Annotated in this window: 18 protein-coding genes; 1 reads left to right on the top strand and 17 read right to left on the bottom strand. The window is 59.8% G+C overall.

Translation table 11 applies throughout. From position 1 onward, the window contains the following. Nucleotides 1-38: 38 nt before the first annotated feature. The 6 genes from ACIONG_RS21700 to msbA form a co-directional block, all read right to left on the bottom strand. On the bottom strand, nt 39-725 hold the full coding sequence (locus ACIONG_RS21700; protein ID WP_213027348.1) for a hypothetical protein: 687 nt from the start codon (nt 723-725) through the stop codon (nt 39-41). Then, complete coding sequence (locus ACIONG_RS21695) at nt 726-1,700, bottom strand: glycosyltransferase (protein ID WP_213027347.1); 975 nt, start codon at nt 1,698-1,700, stop codon at nt 726-728. 130 nt (nt 1,701-1,830) lie between these two features. Beyond that, nucleotides 1,831-3,252 carry a bifunctional D-glycero-beta-D-manno-heptose-7-phosphate kinase/D-glycero-beta-D-manno-heptose 1-phosphate adenylyltransferase HldE gene (gene hldE, locus ACIONG_RS21690; RefSeq protein WP_103304713.1) on the bottom strand — a complete coding sequence of 474 codons (1,422 nt, stop codon included), beginning with the start codon at nt 3,250-3,252 and terminating at the stop codon, nt 1,831-1,833. A 64-nt stretch (nt 3,253-3,316) separates the two neighbouring features. After that, nucleotides 3,317-4,717, bottom strand: a complete 1,401-nt coding sequence (locus tag ACIONG_RS21685) for a PIG-L deacetylase family protein (protein WP_103304625.1) — start codon at nt 4,715-4,717, stop codon at nt 3,317-3,319. 4 nt (nt 4,718-4,721) lie between these two features. Further along, a complete protein-coding gene (locus ACIONG_RS21680) occupies nt 4,722-5,618 on the bottom strand; it encodes a GNAT family N-acetyltransferase (RefSeq protein WP_401302605.1) in 897 nt (298 codons plus the stop codon). After that, nucleotides 5,612-7,432: a lipid A export permease/ATP-binding protein MsbA gene (gene msbA / locus ACIONG_RS21675; protein ID WP_103304623.1), complete on the bottom strand. Its 1,821-nt coding sequence runs from the start codon at nt 7,430-7,432 to the stop codon at nt 5,612-5,614. Before msbA ends, ACIONG_RS21680 begins: the two co-directional genes overlap by 7 nt. 125 nt (nt 7,433-7,557) lie before the next feature. On the opposite strand from msbA, the gene ACIONG_RS21670 reads away from it, so the two are divergent. Beyond that, nucleotides 7,558-8,211 (top strand): toluene tolerance protein, encoded by a 654-nt coding sequence (locus ACIONG_RS21670; protein WP_401302602.1) that lies wholly within the window; start codon nt 7,558-7,560, stop codon nt 8,209-8,211. A 3-nt stretch (nt 8,212-8,214) separates the two neighbouring features. Here ACIONG_RS21670 and ACIONG_RS21665 read toward each other — a convergent pair whose 3' ends face one another. The 11 genes from ACIONG_RS21665 to waaF form a co-directional block, all read right to left on the bottom strand. Next, the gene (locus ACIONG_RS21665) at nt 8,215-9,675 is read right to left on the bottom strand and encodes a hypothetical protein (RefSeq protein WP_103304621.1); all 1,461 of its coding nucleotides are present in this window, start codon (nt 9,673-9,675) and stop codon (nt 8,215-8,217) included. 54 nt (nt 9,676-9,729) lie between these two features. Next, nucleotides 9,730-10,638, bottom strand: a complete 909-nt coding sequence (locus ACIONG_RS21660) for a glycosyltransferase family 2 protein (RefSeq protein ID WP_401302600.1) — start codon at nt 10,636-10,638, stop codon at nt 9,730-9,732. After that, entirely contained in the window at nt 10,631-12,385 is a 1,755-nt protein-coding gene (locus tag ACIONG_RS21655) for a carbamoyltransferase (RefSeq protein WP_103304619.1), read from the bottom strand. Before ACIONG_RS21655 ends, ACIONG_RS21660 begins: the two co-directional genes overlap by 8 nt. Before the next feature lie 172 nt (nt 12,386-12,557). Continuing rightward, a complete protein-coding gene (locus ACIONG_RS21650) occupies nt 12,558-12,893 on the bottom strand; it encodes a YceK/YidQ family lipoprotein (protein ID WP_103304618.1) in 336 nt (111 codons plus the stop codon). Nucleotides 12,894-13,119: 226 nt separating this feature from the next. Beyond that, a complete protein-coding gene (locus tag ACIONG_RS21645; RefSeq protein WP_401302597.1) occupies nt 13,120-14,571 on the bottom strand; it encodes a lipopolysaccharide kinase InaA family protein in 1,452 nt (483 codons plus the stop codon). After that, nucleotides 14,571-15,323: a lipopolysaccharide kinase InaA family protein gene (locus ACIONG_RS21640; protein ID WP_213027342.1), complete on the bottom strand. Its 753-nt coding sequence runs from the start codon at nt 15,321-15,323 to the stop codon at nt 14,571-14,573. The genes ACIONG_RS21645 and ACIONG_RS21640 overlap by 1 nt, the downstream gene beginning before the upstream one ends. Further along, nucleotides 15,320-16,054: a lipopolysaccharide kinase InaA family protein gene (locus ACIONG_RS21635; protein WP_103304615.1), complete on the bottom strand. Its 735-nt coding sequence runs from the start codon at nt 16,052-16,054 to the stop codon at nt 15,320-15,322. Before ACIONG_RS21635 ends, ACIONG_RS21640 begins: the two co-directional genes overlap by 4 nt. After that, nucleotides 16,054-16,860: a lipopolysaccharide core heptose(I) kinase RfaP gene (rfaP, locus tag ACIONG_RS21630; RefSeq protein ID WP_213027341.1), complete on the bottom strand. Its 807-nt coding sequence runs from the start codon at nt 16,858-16,860 to the stop codon at nt 16,054-16,056. The genes ACIONG_RS21635 and rfaP overlap by 1 nt, the downstream gene beginning before the upstream one ends. Continuing rightward, the gene (locus tag ACIONG_RS21625) at nt 16,860-17,981 is read right to left on the bottom strand and encodes a glycosyltransferase family 4 protein (RefSeq protein WP_103304613.1); all 1,122 of its coding nucleotides are present in this window, start codon (nt 17,979-17,981) and stop codon (nt 16,860-16,862) included. The genes rfaP and ACIONG_RS21625 overlap by 1 nt, the downstream gene beginning before the upstream one ends. After that, nucleotides 17,981-19,042: a lipopolysaccharide heptosyltransferase I gene (waaC, locus tag ACIONG_RS21620; RefSeq protein ID WP_401302594.1), complete on the bottom strand. Its 1,062-nt coding sequence runs from the start codon at nt 19,040-19,042 to the stop codon at nt 17,981-17,983. Before waaC ends, ACIONG_RS21625 begins: the two co-directional genes overlap by 1 nt. A 1-nt stretch (nt 19,043) precedes the next feature. After that, nucleotides 19,044-20,078: a lipopolysaccharide heptosyltransferase II gene (gene waaF / locus ACIONG_RS21615; protein WP_401302592.1), complete on the bottom strand. Its 1,035-nt coding sequence runs from the start codon at nt 20,076-20,078 to the stop codon at nt 19,044-19,046. Nucleotides 20,079-20,668: the final 590 nt, after the last annotated feature.

Here is a 20,668-nt window from a genome sequence, read left to right as displayed (position 1 = left end):
TTGAAAGTAGTTCGGGCCGGCCGGCGACAGGCTATCGCTTATTTCTGGCGGAACAGCTTTTGCCACCAGCGACGGGGTTGCAGGGGCACTACGATGACGTCCGACTTCTGCAGCCAGTCGCGCTCGTAATCCCAGGCGTGACCACCCCACAGCTTGCCGGCTTCGTTGGAAAAACCCAGAGTCATCAGTTGATAGGTGTAACCGGGTTGACCGCGCAACCAGTCGAGCAACACCAGCGTGTTGAAACCGGTTGTGGGGCCAACGTAACGCTTGCCTCCCGGCCGGTCGACCGGATAGTTCCACAGTGGCGGCAACGGGATGCGATCCCAGTACATCGCCACCCGCGGTAACGGGCACATCGGTGCCGCGCAACCGACCAACAGGGTGAAACACCGTTCACTCGCCTGATTGATCAGTCGTTGTACGTCCGGCCCGTAAGGCAAGCCGAAAAAGTAATGGTCCGGGGCGTTATAGCCGTGCACAAAGACATTGGCGCTTTGCGCGTTGAGCAGCGCTGCCTTGATGCAGGTATTGAAGCTGACGACGACGTCATCGACGCCAATGTTCAGCGCCTGAACGTCCGCTGCCGTGATGGCCGGGTTGTTGGCAATCAGGATGACCCGCGCTGCGCGACTCAGGCACTCGCGCAACGCCTCGGGCAAAGCGCCCAACACCGACTGGTCACCACCGGGCAGCGCATCCAGCGCCATGTGTTCGTCCATCATTCAGACCGGCACCTTCATCCCGTGACGCAGCTTCACCCAGAACCGCGTAAATGCCGACGGCGGCTGCCATGGGCGCATCTCGCGCTGGATTTCAGCCGCGAGGGACTGGCCAACCCGCGCGAAGGAATAACGGCTCTGTGCAAAGGCCTGACCATTGCTGGCGATGCGATCCGCCAGCTCAGGGTTGCCTTGCAACAGTTTGATCTTTTCCACCGCTTCGTCTTCGCTGCGGTAGAACACGGTGTTGTGCATGTCTTCGAAACCGAGCAACTGGTCTTCTTCGCCCTGGCTCCAGGCCAGCAGCACACAACCGCAGGCCATGGCTTCGAAATTCTTGATCATGAACTCGTTCATGCCGATATCGGCGCTGACAAAGATCCTGATGCGATTGAGCGTTTCGAGATACTCCGAGCCCGACTTCGTGCGCGTCACCAGCATCCCGGTTCGCTTCGACAGCGATTCGAGCAGTGCTTTGCGTTCGGCATATTCGGTGCTTTTCAGGCTGCCGAGAAAACCGACGGGAATGTCCCGCTCAGTGCCGATGTTGCGCAGCATCTGCTCGTCGTAACCCTTGGAGACGAACACTGTATCAATGCCTTCAGCGAGCATTTTGCGCGCGACCACCGCGCCGGATACCAGTGCGCGGCAGCTCGGCAGACGGCTGTAGAGCCGCGAATACACGCCCCGATACTTACTGGCAGGCATGTAGTTCTGGTAGGCGTCGTGTTCGAGAAAGATCAGCCCGGGAATGCACTTGAGCACCCGCAGTTGCGGGGCCAGGCGCTTGACCCGGGAGAAGATCACCACGCGGTCGAACATCTGGTAATCGACCGAGGCCAGAAACGGCCCGAGGTTCATCTGTTGCTGTTTGCTCAGACGGTAGATGACACATTCATCACAGTTCTGCTGCACGATGTCGTAGAGCCGGTCAAGAATGACCCGCTGCTCGTCCATCACCAGGAGCATGACTTTCATAAGTTAATTGACCACGCGACATAGGCAGGCAAGCGCATCGGATTCAAACCTGCCAACATCAACGGAAACGGTTAGATCCCCAAGGCAAAATCCGTTCACACGCAGTACACAACGGTAAAGATTCATCTGCTCAACGACTGCGGATTTTTTCGACAATCGCTGTTGTCGAGCTGTTTTCCACCAGTCCCAGCACTTTCACGGTGCCGCCATAAGCCGACACGATATCGGCACCCACCACTTGGTCGATCCCGTAATCGCCGCCCTTGACCAACACGTCCGGCTTGACCTCACGCAGCAGGTTTTCCGGTGTGCCTTCAGGGAAGCTGATGACCCAGTCCACAGCCCCGAGCCCGGCCAGAACCGCCATACGCCGGTCAACACTGTTGATCGGGCGCCCCGGCCCTTTCAGTCGGCTGACGGACGCATCGTCGTTGACCGCGACGATCAGACGATCGCCCTGGGCTCGCGCCTGCTCCAGATAAGTCACGTGGCCGGCATGCAGGATGTCGAAACAGCCATTGGTGAAGACGATCTTCTCGTTGTGCGCGCGGGCATCGGCTACCGCCAGCAGCAACTGCTCGAGGCCCAGCACACCGCGCTCGGAGCCTTCTTCGCGCTGAATGGCGCGACGCAGTTCCGGGGCGCTGATGGCAGCGGTACCAAGCTTGCCGACGACGATGCCGGCGGCCAGATTGGCCAGTGCCACAGCGTGCGGAAGCTCTTCGCCGGCGGCAATGGCAGCGGCCAGGGTCGAAATCACGGTGTCACCGGCGCCGGTGACATCGAACACTTCACGGGCACGGGCCGGCAGGTGCAGTGCCGGATGATCCGGACGCAGCAGGGTCATACCGTGTTCGCCTCGAGTGACCAGCAGCGCACCGAGTTCGAGATCGTGCATCAGGGTTGCGCCCTTGCTCACCAGTTCGTGCTCATCGGCGCAACCGCCGACGATGGCTTCGAACTCACTGAGGTTCGGGGTGATCAGGCTGGCGCCACGGTAGATCGAGAAATCCTTGCCTTTCGGATCGGCCAGCACCGGAATGTTTTTTGCCCGGGCCGCCTGGATCAGCGCCTGATGGTTTTTCAGCGCGCCTTTGCCGTAGTCGGACAACACCAGGACCTTGATGCCTTCGAGCAGGTCGTCGACCTGCGAGCCAAGGGCCAGGGCGTCAGTGGCAAACGGTTCTTCAAAGTCGATACGCAGCAGTTGCTGGTGCCGGCTCATGACCCGCAGCTTGACGATGGTTGGCTGGTGCGCGATGCGCTGGAACAGGGCCCGAACGCCCGCGCCTTTGAGACTGTTGCTCAGGCTGTCGGCGGCTTCGTCGTCACCGGTCACACCGACCAGGGACGCCGGCGCACCCAGCGCGGCAATGTTCAAGGCAACGTTCGCGGCGCCGCCCGGACGGTCTTCGATTTGCTCGACCTTAACGACCGGCACCGGTGCCTCAGGGGAAATCCGTGAGGTTCCGCCATGCCAGTAGCGGTCGAGCATGACATCGCCGACTACCAAGACCGGGGCTTGATCGAAACGCGGCATGGACAACTTCATGGAGCAACCCACATACAAAATGAACAGGGGCGCGATATTAACACAGGGTAAAGCGCCGTCCGCCTCAATCTGAAAGGTCGCGCACCCAGAACAATTCGTGGCGCCGGACCGCCTTGCGGAAAAATTCGTTACTGCCCGTGACAGGCCAGCGGCGCCCCGCCAGTCCGTGCTGGATCCAGCGACGCAATTGCCGCTTGAACACTTGCCCACCCTGCAAATCATGCTCCATGGCCAGTGCCATGGCCTTGTCCAGTTGCACGTCGGCTGACAGCAGCGGGCTCCACAAGCGATCGGCTGGCAATGCCTCGATGGCCGGCGGCAGTGCGATACCGGCACCTGCCGGCCCCATCGGCCAACGGTCGTTGTCATGCAGATGATTGGCGTACATCAGCAGGGTCGTCGGCTTCCAGTTGCTGCGGCCAACGGCCTCAAGCAGCGCCTGAGTGGCGGCGACGTGGTCACTGTGCGGGTCCAGTTCGGGATGCGGTGTCACCAGCACTTGCGGACGATAGTGCTCCAGCAGGGCTACCAGGTCGCCGACCAGATTCTGCCAGGTCGGTTGCCCGTCAAGGTCACCGGGCAAGATCAGCGGGTTGTGTCGGCGCACGCTGCGCACATCGTTTTCCTGCGACTCGCGAGAGCCAAACGCCTTGCCTGGCTCGGCGGCCATTGCAGGCAATTGCAGACAGTAGTAACCCAGTTGCACGCAACGTTCTGCGGGCACACCGCCCCACAGCGGAATCACCAGACTGTCCCAGCTGCGCAAGCGGCCTTTCAAGCGTGCGGCAGCGGCTTGATCAAGGCCCAGTCGCTGGAAGTCTTCAGCCTCGATCTCGCCTTGGGTAAGGGTGACGATGCTGACGTCTTCGCTGCGACTGTAAAGGCCGAATGCCGCAAGCTCGGCATCATCGGCATGCGGCGCGATGACCATGACGCGCTGGCGAGCGTAGTCAGGGTTGGCCATGACCCACAGCGCGCCCGTGGCACCCGGCGTGCAATGGTGGCCGCGCAGCGACAGCGAACCCTGGCCCAGCGCCGTCGCTTGTCCGGAAAGGTTGAGAAAACGCCGCCCTTTGACCCCACGTTCAAAATCCTGGCGATCATTGCCGACCTGAACATACGGATCGAGCCAGCGCCCCAGCCAACCGGCCTTCACTTCAAGCTCGAGAATCAGCGTTTCACCCGGGGCCAATGGCTCGCTCAGGCGCACCACACCGCCATCCAGGCTGACGGCCTGACGTGCTGTATTCGCGGGAAACCGGTATTGATAATCGTCGCTGGGGCGGTAAAACAAGTGATCGGCAAACCACGCTTCGTGGGCAACCCAGGCAAGCACCAGCAACAGCGGCACCAGCCACCAGGCGATCAATACACCGATCAGCAACAGCGCTACCAGAAAGGCGACGAGGAACAGACGCTTGCTGCGTCGATGGGCCTTGAGAAGCTGTTGCTTGCGAGCGCTCATGGGTTCAGACCTTGTAGACCGGCACCGTGTGGCACCAGCGATCCTTGTACTCACGGTCGGCACGACCGAATGAATAACGCAGCGGCTTGCCCAGTGCTTGCGCATCAGCCCAGGCCTGCTGGGTGTTGACGAAGCTCAGTACGCTGCCGGGGCTGAATTCGCGACTCTGCGGGTCGACGCCACCGTTGATGTACTCCAGCGACACCCATTGCGGCGCCTCGACACGGTACAGAACCTGAATCGCCACCGGCGCCGATTCAAGCATGGCCACCGAACCGGTCATGAATTCGCGCAACAAGGTGAACACTTCGACGAGCCCGGCCTTGCCAGGCACTTCGAAGCCCCAGCGACGTTGGAACAGATCGCCATATGCCTGCGCTTGCTCTGCCGCAGAAAACTCCGACATCGGCACCAGCGAGCCACCCGCCTCTTCCAGCAGACGCTGTTCGCGACGCTGGTTGTAGCGAAACTTCTTCGAATACTCTTCCGGCAACCGGGCCAGGGCCAAGCCCTCCGGTTGGGTTTTCAGGGTGCTGATCTGCTCGGCATTGATCTGGGAGACATACGCCATGCGCTGGCGGACCGGCACGACGACATCCGGCGCGATCGGCAGGATGATTTCCGCATTGCCCATGTCGAGCAAGCCACGCTTGCCTTCACGCTTGAGGACTTCCTTGGACAAGGCCACATGCCGCCCCCAGCAGGGAATGGCGGCAACCACCTCACCGCCAACGATCCAGCCCAGGTAGCGCAGTTCGATCCCGACGAATGTCGACAGTCGCTCGACCACCTCGGGATGCGTCGCAAAGCTGCCACCGAAACGCAGCCAGGCTTGAGCGTAGGCATCCCGGTCAATTTCGCTCCAGCCACGTTCACGAAAGCTGCGAAACACCCTCAGCATACGTTGGTCACGTGGGCCGGCTGCGGCTCGTCACCCTCTTCGAACTCTTTGGCATGCAGGCGCGAGTAATAGCCGTTCTGCTCCAGCAGTTGTGCGTGGGTGCCACGCTCGACAATCCGGCCTTCGTCCATGACCAGAATCAGATCGGCCTTCTCGATGGTGCTCAAGCGGTGCGCGATCACCAGAGTCGTGCGGTTCTGCACCACATGATCCAGCGCTGCCTGAATATGCCGCTCCGACTCGGTATCCAGTGCAGAAGTGGCCTCGTCGAGAATCAGCAGCGGTGCATCCTTGAGCAGGGCGCGGGCGATGGCAATGCGCTGACGCTGGCCACCGGACAGCAGCACTCCGTTCTCGCCGACCATGGTTTCATAGCCCTGCGGCATCTTGACGATGAACTCATCGGCATAGGCCTCGGAGGCCGCGCGTTTGACTTCCTCGAAAGGCGCGCCGGCCAGATCGCCGTAAGCGATATTGTTGGTCACCGTATCGTTGAACAACGTCACCGCCTGGGTCACCAGCGCAATCTGGCGACGCAGGCTGCGCAGGGTGAAATCCTGCACTTCCACGCCATCGAGCAGAATCTGCCCGTGTTCATGCTGATAAAAGCGCGGAATCAACCCGGCCAGAGTGGACTTGCCGCTGCCGGAACGGCCGACCAGAGCGACCATTTGCCCAGGCTCCACGACGAAGCTGATGTCGTTGAGTACCTGTTTGTCGGTGTCCGGGTACTGGAAGCTGAGATTGCGCACTTCCAGTCGGCCTTCAAGGCGATCGCGCTCGACCGTACCCTGATCCACTTCGGCCGGCTCATCGAGCTGCTCGAAGATACTCTCGGCACCGGCCACACCTTTCTGAATGGTCGAGCTGACTTCGGAGAGTTGGCGAATAGGCTTCGGCAACAGACCGGCCATGGTGATGTAGGCCACCAGATCGCCCGGCGATGCATCACCGCGAAGGTACAGCACAAGGAACATGACCACGGCCATGGCGCTGTACGTCACCAGTTGCAGCATCGGCGTGTAGACCGCGCCGGTCTTGGTCATTGTCAGCTGCTTGTCGGTGTTGCTCTGACTGGCATCGCGAAAGCGGTCCTTTTCATAGACTTCGCCGCCGAAACTGCGCACCACGCGGTAACCATGGATCGTCTCGGAGGCGACGTGCGTGACGTTGCCCATCGACACCTGGATCTTTTTGCTTTGCTTGCGGAATTTCTTGCTGGTGCTGTTCACCATGATGCCGATGACCGGCAAAATGGCCACCATCACCAGCGTGAGTTTCCAGTTCATCCACAACAGGGTGCAGAACAGGAAAATCACGGTCATGCCTTCACGGATGACCACTTTGATCGCGTCCGTCGCAGCGCCGGTGACCATCGTCACGTTGAAGGTGATTCGGGAAATCAGATGCCCGGAGTTGTTCTTGTCAAAGAACCGGTTGGGCAGCTCCAGCAACTTGTTGAACAGCACCACCCGCAGGTCATGCACCAGGCCCAGGGAAACCCGAGCCAGGAAGAAGTTGCCTAGATACGAGCCCACTCCCTGCAACAGCGCAATGAACACGATCATCAGCGGCACGGTTTCGAGCAATTGCAATTTGCCCAGGTACGGGTTGCCCGGAAACAGGCTGGCCTCAGGATTGGCCAGGCCATCGACAAAGTACTTGAGGATGTAAGCGAGCATCGGCTGAGTCGATGCGAAGATCAGAAACCCGACGATGCTGAGAAGGAAGAGACCGGCGTAAGGCCGCACGTAAGCCAAAAGGCGGAAGTAGATCGCCAGCGTTGACTGGGCTTTCGGTTCAGGACTGCTCATGGTGATCCGCACAATTCAGTGAGGCGGGGATGATATCACACGCGTTTTTCCCCCGATAAACATGACTGCAAGCCAGCCTTTGACCAAGTCGGTTAAGATACCCCGCTAATGATGGGGAGCCAGACATGCAATCGATTGACCACAGCACTTACGAGGCACTGCGCGAAGGTGCACACGTATTGGAAGCCGACGGTTCCGGCGACAAGGTGCTCAGATTGGCCGATGGACGCATGCTCAAGCTGTTCCGTCGCAAGCGGCTGCTCAGTTCGGCGCTGTTCTATCCCTATGCGCAGCGCTTTGCCGACAACACCCGGGCACTGGAGCAGCGCGGCATTCTCTGTCCGACCGTCATTGCGGTGTATCGCATTCCGAGTATCGAGCGCGATGGCGTTTATTACAGCCCGCTGGCGGGCGATACGGTGCGCCAGTTGCAAGGCAGCAGTGAAGGGAATAATGCGTTGAGGTTCCAATTGGGCGGATATTTCGCTCAATTGCATGAAAAAGGCGTGTATTTTCGCTCGCTGCACTTCGGCAATGTCGTACTCACACCCGATCACCAACTGGGCCTGATCGACATCGCCGACCTGCGCTGCCAGAGACGCGCACTCAGCGACAGCAAACGCCTGCGCAACTTCGCCCATTTGCTGCGCTATAAAGAAGACCGCCAATGGTTGCTGGGCGAAGACGCTGGCGACACCTTCATCGAAGGCTACCGCCAGGCCCTGCCAAGCAACCGGCAAGCGCCACTGATCTCGCGCCTGCGTCCGCTGCTGGGTTGAGCCTTAGCGGCCGATGACCAGCAGCGTTGCACCTTTGCGGTTGGCGAAATGCTCGAGGATGCGCAACTTGTGCGCCTCCAGCCATTCCTTCAGCCAGGGCTCGTCACCCTTCGCCTCAATCACAAAATAGCGATAGTCGCCGGCATGGGCGGTGGACATCGCCTCTTCCTGGGTCAGAACGGGCAACACGTAGCCGCGACCGGCGTAGTAGCTGATCCGCCCATCTGCGAAGTATGTCGACGCATCCGGCTCGACATGGGAGGACATCCAGCGCCCGGCCTCGACATAGTGGGTTTTGCCGGCCCCGGTGGAGATGACGTTCGACAGCATCACCAGCAACCCCACGATAACCAGCCACTTGCCCCAACGCGGGAACTCGCGAACAAAAGCGGCCAGTCCCAGCGCCAGCACCGGCACAAACAACAGGTTGAGAAAGCTCAGGTAGCGAGTGTTCATGAACTGTTGCTTGATGAAAAACAGCACCAGCACCACCAGGTACAACAGCGCCGTCCAGGCGAAGGGGCGGTAGTCACGCCAGTAGGTGCCTAGCACGCCCCAGTTGCGGCGCAGGATGAACGGAACGGCGAAAGGTCCCATCAACTTGACGAAACTGATAGTCATGGTCGCCAGGATGCCAAAGAAAATGATTCGGCCGGCTTCGTCCTGGGAGTACTTGTTAATGAGCGAGTTGGCAAACTGATCACACAGCATCTGAAACGAAGACAAGACACTGTGCGGCGCAATCATGTCCAGATAAAGCATCAGGCGGGCCGACAGGAGCGCGCCCGACACACATATACCCAACAGGCCCAGAATCGGTAATAGCGAAAACTGAAAGAATTGCAGGCGTCGTGTGGACGACCAGAGGTTTGGCAACTGCCACAGCGCCAACGCCGGCAACAGCAGCAACGCCTCCAGGCGGAAAAAGGCTGCTCCGATAATCGCCAGATGAATGAACGCCGCGCGTAGCCAGCCGCCACGGGTTTGCCAGCGCAATGCAAACCACAGCGCCAGCGTGCAGAAAAACCAGAAACCGCATTCACGGATGATGTCATTTCGAAAGGCATTGACCGCTGGCATTGCCAGCACCACCAGACAAGCCCAGCGGGTGACGTGCGCAGAACGCTGACGTACGCAGTCCACCATCAATGCACTGGTGCCGGCGAAGAAGAGGCCACACCAGAGATAGGCGCTCAGTTCCAATGGTAAATGCAGGATCAGATGCGTGCCGGCGAGCAGAAAGGAAAACCACGGCCAGTCGAAAGTTGCCCAAGCCACATTTGGACCGTGCTCGGTAACTTGTTGCGCAATATCGATGTACAGCGCGGCATCTCGCCCGACTGTCGCGGTGCCCATGACCGCAATCAGCGACAGCAGCACACTGCCCAGAAACGCCAGCCATACCGGGTATTCATCGATGATTCTGGAGACCCGAGTTGCCACTTTAACGCCCGTACCTTTCACCCAGCCACCTCAATGACACTCGTTACGTGGTACGCACATGTGTTCGCGAACCGCTTACCGAAACAACAACCGCAAAGCCTTGCGAGTGTAGGACCAGCGCGAAACCGTGCGCCAGTCGGCACGCAACGCCTGAAAATAGAAGCCCTTGGCCAACGCGTATTCACCATGTGAATAGCAATCGCGAAACAGCGACAGGCAGCGCTGTGCCAGAAATGCCTGACGTAAATCCTGCATTTCTGCCGGCATGCGCCGACTTGAAAACACTTCGCTGACCACCTGCTCCGTGCCAGCAGCAAGACTTTGGCGCAGATCATGACGCATGCTGTCGGCATGCTTGTAGATCAATGCCATAGGCTGATCGAGAACGGTGCAAGGGAAACGCGCCAGCACCTGGGCAAACACTGGCAGGTCCTCGACGTTGCGCAGATGCTCCGGGTAATTACCCGGAGCGAATACAGCGCGATGCATCGCGCACGCACCATTGGAAATCGATACGGTCTTGTCCAGCAGGTAACCCTGCAAACGCTGACGAGAGGTCGAGGGCAACGGCTTGGCTGCCTGCAAGCTGCGCCTGCCGTCTGCGAACACTGACCAGTGGGCACCGATGACCATCAGGCTTTCAGGGTTGCAGGCAATGTGTTGCGACAGCGCAGCCAAAGCGCCGGGGGCCATTTCGTCATCGGAATCAAGGAAAACCAGGTATTGCCCGGTCGTCTCTTCAAGCCCCCGATTTCGCACTGAAGACAGCCCGCCATTGCTTTTGCGCAACGCACGAAAACGCCCGCCATGCTTGAGCAGAAGTTTCTCTACTACTTCAGGCGTTTCGTCCGTCGACCCATCGTCGATGACTAACAGATCCGTCGTCGCATCATCCAGCTGCGCCAATACCGACTCCACTGCACGAGGCAGGGTCCGCGCATAGTTGTAAGCGGGAATCACGACGCTGATCAGTGTTTCAGTCAAGTCCGTATCCTTTCACACCCTCTTTTACGACCAGAATATCTTCCATGATCAAGTATTCCAGATCGGAGCCGAAAAACATGTTCAGCGCGTCGGTCGGCGAGCAGATCATCGGTTCTCCACGACGGTTGAGCGAGGTGTTCAGCGACACGCCGTTGCCGGTCAGGTTTTCCAGCGCTTTCATCATGTCGTAGTAACGCGGATTGTATTCGCGCTTGAGCACCTGCGCCCGGGAAGTGCCATCTTCGTGGACGACTTCCGGCACACGGGTTTTCCACTCTTCCGCCACTTCGAACGTGAAGGTCATGAAAGGAGCCGGGTGATCGATCTTGATCATCTGTGGCGCGACGGTATCGAGCATCGACGGGCAGAAAGGCCTCCAGCGCTCGCGGAACTTGATCTGGTGGTTGATACGATCAGCCACGCCGGCCACGCTAGGGCAGCCAATGATCGAACGGCCGCCCAATGCGCGCGGACCGAATTCCATGCGACCCTGGAACCAGGCCACCGGATTGCCTTCAACCATGATTTTGGCGATCTGTTCCGGCATGTTGTCGAGCTTGCGCCACGCAGGCTTGTTCTCGTGACGAGCGCACGCGGCGATCACGTCTTCGTTGCTGTACGACGGGCCGAGGTAGACGTGTTCCATCTTTTCGACCGGCACGCCACGGGCATGAGACACATAGGCTGCCGCGCCAACCGCAGTACCGGCATCGCCGGACGCCGGCTGCACGAAAAGCTCCTTGATGTCGTCACGGGCGATGATTTTCTGGTTGAGCTTGACGTTCAACGCACAGCCACCGGCGAACGCCAGTTTGCCGGTTTCCTTGAGCACGTCGCCCAGGTAGTGATCGATCATCTGCAGCGCCAGTTTCTCGAACAGCGCTTGCATGCTGGCGGCATAGTGGATGTAAGGTTCGTCAGCAATATCGCCTTCACGCTTCGGACCAAGCCACTCGATCAGCTTCGGCGAGAAGTAGAAACCCTTGCCCTTCTCTTTATAGCGGCGCAGGCCGATCACGTTGGCGTAGTCGGTATTGATCACCAGCTCGCCGTTCTCGAACGAGGCCAGACGCGAGAAATCGTATTTGCTGGCATCGCCATACGGCGCCATGCCCATGACCTTGAACTCGCCGTCGAGCATCTCGAAACCGAGGAACTCGGTGATCGCGCCATACAGGCCGCCGAGGGAGTCAGGATCGAAGAATTCCTTGATCTTGTGGATCTTGCCGTTCTCGCCATAACCGAAAAAGGTCGTCGCGTACTCGCCCTTGCCGTCGATACCGAGGATCGCGGTTTTCTCTTTGAAACCGGAGCAGTGGTAAGCGCTGGAAGCGTGGGCCAGATGGTGTTCGACCGGTTCGATCTTGATTTTTTTCGGATCGAAACCCAGTTGCTCCAGGCACCAGACGATCTTGTTGCGATAGCGTTTGTAGCGACGGTTGCCCATCAGGATCGCATCGAGCGCGCGATCCGGGGCATACCAGTAACGCTTGGCATAGTGCCAACGGGCCTTGCCGAACAGACTGATCGGAGCGAACGGGATCGCTACCACGTCAACGTCGGACGGTTTGATACCGGCCTGCTCAAGACAGAACTTCGCCGACTCGTAGGGCATGCGGTTTTTTGCATGCTTATCGCGTACGAAGCGCTCTTCTTCGGCCGCCGCCACCAGCTTGCCGTCGATGTACAAGGCTGCTGATGGATCATGGCTAAGGGCGCCGGACAGGCCAAGAATCGTCAATGCCACAGGGGTCTAGCCTCTTTAGTCTGCGTGCAGGCGCGATGCGCCTTGAAAATTGATGTGCCCTCGCAAAGGGCGAGGAACAGCTAAAGGGCGGGATTATAGCGTAAACATGCGGGGAATTACCCTGTGCGAATTGCCCCAGGTTGAATGGATCGGATAAACCCTGCCTGTGGGTTCAATAACCGCCCGTGCGCCAGTAGATACCGAGATTACCGTCAGTCGCCTGACGATAAATGGTGTAGGGCAGCACAACCGTATCAGCCACTCCGGACAATGGCAGATCCAGCAAGACGAATGGCGCGAGAAAGCCACTTGGATCGGGCGGTGCGTTCAACACGCAGAAATCGTAGGCCAGACCGCTGTAAACGCGCGGAATGGATTGGCAGTAGGTTTTTTGCTTGCGCATGTCCCGGGCGACATCGGCATCATCCTGCAATACAGTCAGGACACTGCCGCAGCCTGATAAACCCCATGAAAAAGCGCCCAGCATCACAGCCTTTTTGATCATCAAAATTTGCCCTCCATTGTCGTCAGGCAAACTAGCATCGGGGCTGAAGCGGGCACAATTCATGGCTTCTGATGAAGCTGTAGGACCATTCAGAAAATATTGTCCCTCACTGAGCGAGGAACATTTTCGGTGTTTTTACAGACCTCTTCGCGAGCAAGCCCGCTCCCACAGGAGGAATGCATTCCAAGGGTGGGAGCGGGCTTGCTTGCGAAAGGGTCGAAGAGCCGATTCAGCCGGCGCTGGAGATATCTTTAGGCAAACGCTGATCGATGACCTGATACAACGCACTACTCGTCGGCCAGTTACGCATGAAACGCGCCCGATCCCGCGCATAGGCACCAGCAAAGGTGTTCACCGAGCCGTGCTGGCACATCGAATCGAGATCGATCAGCGCCCAGCGGTCGTTCTGCCAGAACAGGTTATGGCCCTTGAAGTCGCCATGACTGATGCGCTCGGCAATCAACCGGGCAAACAATTGATCCAGCGCCTGCAACTCCGCTTCCGGAGCATCACCACTTTCAACATACGGCGCAAAGCGCTCGATGATGTCCGGCCCCGGCAGGAACTCGGTGACCAGATATGCACGGCTGCGCAGCCACAAAAAGCGCTTTTCCAGCACCGCCAGCGGCTTGGGCGTGGCGATGCCGAGAAACGCCAGGCGATTGCCCTCACGCCACGAATGCCAGGCACGACTCGGGCGCCAGAAACGCTTGAGCCAATGGGCGAAGCCCTTGATGTTATAGCGCTTGATCACCAGCGCGCGCCCCTCCACGTCGACCTTGCCGACGCTCGCGGCGCCGCCGGTCTTGTAGAGATGCCCCTTGTCCAGCAACTGATCGGCCTGTTCCAGCACCGGCAGCATTGCCGCCTCTTCCTCGCGACGGATCGCGCGCAAACCAAAGGCTCCCCGCCGAACGCTGAACAGCGTGCATTCGCGACCGACCTTGATCAGGTAATCCTTCAGACGCCAGCGGCGAACCTTGTCGATCTGTTTCTGCAAGGCTTCCAGTGGCAGCGCGTGCTCGCTGTTGCTCAGCAGGTAATACACCAGCAGTTCTTCGGTGAACGGTTCAAGCGCCTTGGGCAACTGGGCGAAAAACACACCGAGATTTTCCAGGACTTTCTGCCGCGACAACGGCTGTCCGGCGGTTTCCACACAGATGCCCGCGCCGTCGATCAAATACAACTGCCCGCCGTGACGCAGCAGATTGTCCAGGTGCAGGTCCTCCTGCCAAAGCCCTTTACCGTGCAACCGGCCAATCGCACCCAGCGCCTCGGCCAGCACCGCGGATTGCTCATCCGCCAACATCGGCAGCGCCTCGACTTTCGTCCAGGCGTCGCCGAGGCTTTCAGCACCCTCAAGAAAATCGAACAGCAGCCAGCCGCCCTCAGCGTTCTTCAGGCCATCAGCCAGCAGCAACGGTGTCGTCAGGCCTTGAGCAGCCAGCAAGCGCACGCCTTCCAGCTCTCGCTGAAAGTGCCGGGCCGCCTTGCTGCCGACCAGCAACTTGGCCAGCACCGGACGCCCACGCCAGACGCCAGCGCCGACGTAGCGTTGCCCCGGCAAAACACGCAACAGACTCAGCAACTGCAAGTCCGCGGTGCCGGCCGCATCGGCCAGCGTTATTGTCAGCGGCAGTTGCGGGGTGCGCCCGGCAGCGGCCAGCTCGGACAATTGCATCAGCGGGTCTCCTTGTGACTACGGCGCGCGGTCAGCCGGGCGAGCCAACTGTCGAGCAGCGAGCTGTCGGTCGGCTGGTCGAGATACGCCGCCAGCAATTCGCGCAACTGCGCCTCGCTCCACTCCGGGGCACGGCGTTGCAGCGGCTCCAGATCCTTGATCCGGTCACGCATGCCGAATAGCAGTGGCCGGGTTTTTTCCAGGTCGATCAATTGCGCCTGGTACCCGTTGCCACTGGCTTGCAGAAAAATGTGTTTTGGATAGAAACAACCGTGCACCTGACGCACGCCGTGCAGATGCCGCGCCAGCAGCCCGCAGGCCTTGAGAATCGCCGATTGCTGTGCAGTAGCGAGCTGAGTCCAGCGCGCCAACAACGACTCCAGATCGCTCCAGCCGTCGAGGGCGCGCGTCAGCAGAATTGCCCGGACTTCGCCATCGACTTTGCGCTGACCAAAAAACGCCGCTTGCAGCGCGGGAATGCCGAGCTTGCGATAGCGGCTGATATTGCGAAATTCACGGGCAAAGCTTGGCTCGCCAAACGGCGCGTGCAAGGTGCGGGTCAGGTAATTGCTCTGGCGCTTGAGGTAGAAACCCTGGCCCTCCAGATCCAGACGAAACACGCTGCTCCAGCCGCCACGGGCGGTATTGGGTTCGTCCACCGCCTCAAGCTGTTTGGCCCACAACGCGTCAAAAGTGCCCAGACCGTGACGCTCAAGCAACGCACGGTCCTCTTCGGCCAGAAAATCAGTCATTCACGTCCCTCGAAAAATCTCACCACGTGCCGAATCCGTTTCTTGTCGGCCGTATTCAGCCGATCGCACTGGCGGTATTGCTTATAGAAACGCAGGCGCTGGGTATTGGACAGGTGATATTTGGCGAGCTTGTCGAGACAGGCCAGATCCTTGGTGATCCGATACTTGAGCCAGAAGCCGCGCCAGAACTCGCCGTTGGGGCAATCGATGAGAAATACGCGCGCCTGATCGTCGATCAGCAGGTTGCGCCATTTCAAATCGTTATGGGTAAAACGGTGATCATGCATCGTTCGGGTATAACCCGCCAACTGCCGGCTGATGCCATCGACCCAGGCGCGATCCTTGAGCCTCGGATCCTTGCGCTCGGCGAAGGCCGCAAGGTCTTCGGTATGCGGCAGTTCACGGGTAATCATCGCCCCACGGTCGTACGCCGCGCCGCGTCGCTCCAGACCCCAGGCCACCACTTCAGCGGTGGGAATGCCCCACTTGGCGAAGCGTTTGAGGTTTTGCCATTCCATCTTCACTCGTGGCTTGCCGAGGTAACGGCGCAAGCCCTTGCCGGCACCGACGTAGCGCTTGACGTAATAGTTGACGCCGTTGCGTTGCACGCGAATGACTTCGGACAACGGATCGCGGGTCAGCCGCTCGCCTTGCAGGGCGAATACGGCCTGAAGGCTGCCGAAGTCTTCGGCAAGATCGCTGTACTGCGGCTCAAGAGTCCAACCCGCCATCAGAGCGCATCCCCGTAACGCTGCTTGCGCGCGTAGAGCTTGTTGGCCTTGCCTTCCAGCCAGTTCAGCAGCGGAGCTTCTTCCGCCAGAATCTGGCGCAACGGTTGCTGGAAATAGCCTTTGAGGAAACGCAATTTGTCGCGGCGGGTCAGGCCGATGTCCAAAGCGGAAAAGTACAGGGCGGCCAGATCCTTGTTGCGCCAGCGCTGAGTGATCTTTGCGCGGGTCTGGGCACGGTGCAGGTCGATCACCGAGAGCTTGAAGTCTTGCGGGGTGATCGGCTTGTCGGTGTGCAGCAGAAAGTGGCAGATGTAGCAGTCGCGGTGGTTGACCCCGGCGCGGTGCATCATGCCGGTCATGCGCGCCACTTCGGCGATCAGCGCACGTTTGAGTCTTGGCTCTGGCGGCTGCTTGACCCAGTCGATACTGAAGTCTTCGAGGCTGATGGTCGGCGCCAGCTCTTCGGTAACGATGAACGAATGCTGATCGGCCGGGTTGCTGCCCTTTTCGCCATACGCCACGGCGGTCATGGTCGGCACGCCGACTTCCTGCAAACGCTGGATGGCTTTCCACTCCTGACCCGCGCCCAGCACCGGCAGCTTGGCGGTCAGCAGGTTCTTGAAGATCTCGCCCCAGCCAATGCCACGGTGAATCTTCACGAAGAAACCGTTGCCATCGACTTCCGTGCGCAGCGTCCGGCGGGCTTCCAGCTCGCGGTAAACCTCGCCCTGCAAGCCTTCGACCTCGGCGAACGGGTCCCGTCCGGCCCAAAGGCTCTTGAACGGTTCAGCCAGCATCAACTTCATTAAGCGCGCTCCGCCAGAATCACATCGGCCGCGTGCTGCGGCATGCTGTAAAGGTCGGCCGTCTCGGCGAAGGCCAGACCGTTGCGGCTCCAGGCCGCGCGTGCAGCGTCGTCGTTCAACATATCGGTCAGGTATTGCGTCAGCTGCGCCTGGTCGAACGGCTCGTCCAGTACTCGCCCGGCATCCGCCTCGGCAATGTAATGGGCGTAGCCGCAGACGGCGCTGACCAGCACCGGAAGCCCGGCGACCAGCGCTTCGAGCAGCACTGTACCGGTATTTTCGTTGTAGGCCGGGTGGATCAACAGGTCGGCGCCGAGCAGGAACCGCGGAATATCACTGCGGCCCTTGAGGAACGTCACGTTGTCGCCCAACCCCAAAGTCGCGCTCTGCATCTGGAACAATTTGGGGTCATCCTGGCCGATTACAAACAGCCGGGTGCGTTTCTTCAGTTCCGCCGGCAATGCGGCCAGCGCTTTCAGGCTGCGATCGACGCCTTTGGTCTTGAACCCGGAGCCGATCTGTACCAGCAACAGGTCATCGTCCTTGAGGTTGAATTCGGCGCGAAATCCGGCGCGAATTTCATCGGCATCCGCTGGGCGGCGACGATCCTGGGCAATGCCCGGCGGCAGCAGGTGGAAGCGCTCCAGCGGCGTGTCGTAATGCTTGATGAACAGCGGCTGCTGCACTTCGGAAATCATCAGCACTTCGGTTTTCGCGTCTTTGGCGAACACCGCGCGCTCGTATTCGGCGAAGTGGCGATAGCGGCCCCAGCGACGGTACAGCGAATGGCGCAGGTTTTGCGCCTTGTCTTCGAAGCAGCCGTCGGCGGCGTAATAGACATCCAGCCCGGGCATCTTGTTGAAACCGATCAGCCGGTCCACCGGACGCTTGGCCAGGTCCGCTTCCATCCACGCAGTGAGTTTCTCGTTACGACGATGGTTGAAAAACGCCTTGACCGGCGCCACCAGCACTTCGAAACCGGGCGGCACGTCGCCTTCCCAGATCAGCGTGTAGACGCGGATCTGGTGGCCGCGCTTCTGGCATTCGAGGGCGATGCGCATGAAGTCGCGCTGCAAGCCACCGAACGGGAAATATTTGTACAGGACGAATGCCAATTGCATCAGCGCAGCTCCTCAGCCATTAACAACGTGCTCAGTCGGCTGGCGACACGCTCGGGATTCAGACGCGTGAAGCACAGAGGCTGCTCGCGTTTCAGGTCAAACTGACGGGCATCCTGCGCGGTCGGTTGATAGGCACATTTCTTTTGCAGGCACGGCGCGCACGGAAAATCGCTGGCCAGGTGAATCTGCAATTTGCCGTAGGCGCCGGTAAGGCCCGGGTTGGTCGGGCCGAACAGCGATATGGTCGGCACGTCCAGCGCCGCGGCCAAATGGCCAAGACCCGTGTCTACCGCCACACAGGCTTGCGCCCCTGCGAGCACTTTGCCGACACCGGCCAGATTCAGTTTCGGCAAGACTTCGGCGTGCTTGAAACCGGCGGCGATCCGCTCGGCACGGGCCTTCTCCAGCGGATTGCCCCACGGCAATTTGACACCGACGCCGAGATAACCGACCCGCTCGGTCAGTTCGCGCCAGTAGCTTTCCGGCCAGTGCTTGGTGTCCCACGTCGTGCCATGCAGGAACACCACAAAGGCGTTCTTGCGCGGCAGTTCGACCAGACGCTCGACGTTAAGGCCGTAGTCGCCCAAGCCTTTGGGCAAGTCGTAACCCAGCGCAATGGCGAACAACTGCCGCACGCGCTCGACCGCATGCTGACCACGGGCCACGGCCAGTTTGCGGTCGTAGAAACGCGCCGCCATCGGCTCGCGGGCCGAACCTTTGTCGAGGCCGGCTACCGGCGCTTTGACGTAACGGGTCAACCAGGCACTTTTGAGCAGGCCCTGGGCGTCGATCACCAAATCATATTTCTGCGCGCGAACCGATTGCTTGAAGCGTTTCCACTCGCCGCTCTTGATCGTCTGCCAGATATTTTTGCGCCAGCGCCGGATCGCCACCGGAATCACTTTGCCAACGGCCGGGTGCCAGGTCGGAATCTCGGCAAAGCCTTCTTCCACCACCCAGTCGAACTTGATCCCGGGGATTGCCCGGGCCGCGTCGGTCAGCGCCGGCAACGCGTGAATCACGTCTCCCAGCGATGAAGTCTTGATCAGCAATACCCGCAACTTAATGAACCTCGACCACGGAGCCCTGCAATTTCTGCAAGGCATCGTTGACCGCGTCCGGCATCAGCTGGCGCAGGCAGTTGTAATGGCCGAAACGGCAGGTACGGTCGAAACACGGACTGCAATCGAGGCCCAGGCGCACGACTTCGACGTGTTCGGCCAACGGTGGCGTGAAGCCCGGTGAAGTCGAGCCGTAAACCGCCACCAGCGGGCGGTTCAGGGCAGCAGCGACGTGCATCAGGCCGGAGTCGTTGGAGACGACGGAGTCGGCGCAGGACATCAGGTCGATGGCTTCGGCCAACGAGGTGCCGCCGCTGAGGTTGACCGACTCTTCACGCAGGCCGGGAATCAGCCGCGCGCGGATGTCTTCGCCCACGGCGTGATCGTTCTTCGAACCGAACAGCCACACCTGCCAGCCTTCGCGGATCCGCGCTTCGGCGACTTTGGCGTAATGCTCGGACGGCCAGCGCTTGGATTCACCGAACTCGGCGCCGGGGCACAGGGCCAACACCGGGCGGTCGAGGGTCAGGCCGAACTTGGCCAGCGCCGCTTCGCGGGTGACCGAGTCGATTTGCAGGCTCGGGCGCGGATAGGGTTTCGGCAGCTCGGCGTTCGGCTCGTAAGCCAGGGCCATGAACCGCTCGATCATCAACGGATAGCGTTCTTTGTCGAGGGTGCGCACGTCATTGAGCAAGCCGTAGCGGAATTCGCCACGCCAGCCCGTGCGTTTCGGGATACCGGCGAAGAACGGCACCAGCGCTGACTTCAGCGAGTTCGGCAACAGGATCGCCTGGTCGTACTGGCCGCGCAGGGATTTGCCGATGCGTCGACGGGTCGCCAGCTCCAGCGCGCCGTGGCCGAGCGGAAAGCTCAAGGCCTTGCGCACTTCAGGCATGCGCTCAAGGATCGGCCGGCTCCACTCGGGGGCCAGCACGTCGATTTCGCATTGCGGGTGGCGTTGCTTGAGACACTGAAACAGTGTCTGCGCCATCACCATGTCACCGACCCAACTGGGCCCAACGATCAGAATATTCATGTGGTTTCCAAAAACGAACCGGGGAGGCATTTACGCCTCCCCGCCTCGAGAATTCTACAAACACTGTAGATCTACTGTGGGAGCGAGACTGCTCGCGATGGGGTCTTCACATTCAACATTATTGTCGTCTGATACTCCGCTATCGCGGGCAAGCCCGCTCCCACAGGGTTTTGCATTCCTTCACACATCTGCATTTCAACGCAGATCACTGTGGGAGCGGGCTTGCCGCGATGAGGCCAGCACATCCAACATCAATGTCGCCTGACACTCCGTTTTCGCGAGCAGGCTCGCTCCCACAGGGTTTTGCATTCCTTCACACATCTGCATTTCACCGCAGATCACTGTGGGAGCGGGCTTGCCCGCGATGAGGCCAGCACATCCAACATCAATGTCGCCTGACACTCCGTTTTCGCGAGCAGGCTCACTCCCACAGGGTTTTGCATTCCTTCACACATCTGCATTTCAACGCAGATCACTGTGGGAGCGGGCTTGCCCGCGATGAGGCCAGCACATCCAACATCAATGTCGCCTGACACTCCGTTTTCGCGAGCAGGCTCGCTCCCACAGGGTTTTGCATTCCTTCACACATC

It is taken from the genome of Pseudomonas sp. NPDC087817 (assembly GCF_044742875.1).
Lineage (GTDB): Bacteria > Pseudomonadota > Gammaproteobacteria > Pseudomonadales > Pseudomonadaceae > Aquipseudomonas.
Note: the sequence above shows the minus strand (reverse complement) of the source record. Positions and strands in the feature narration are given on the sequence as shown.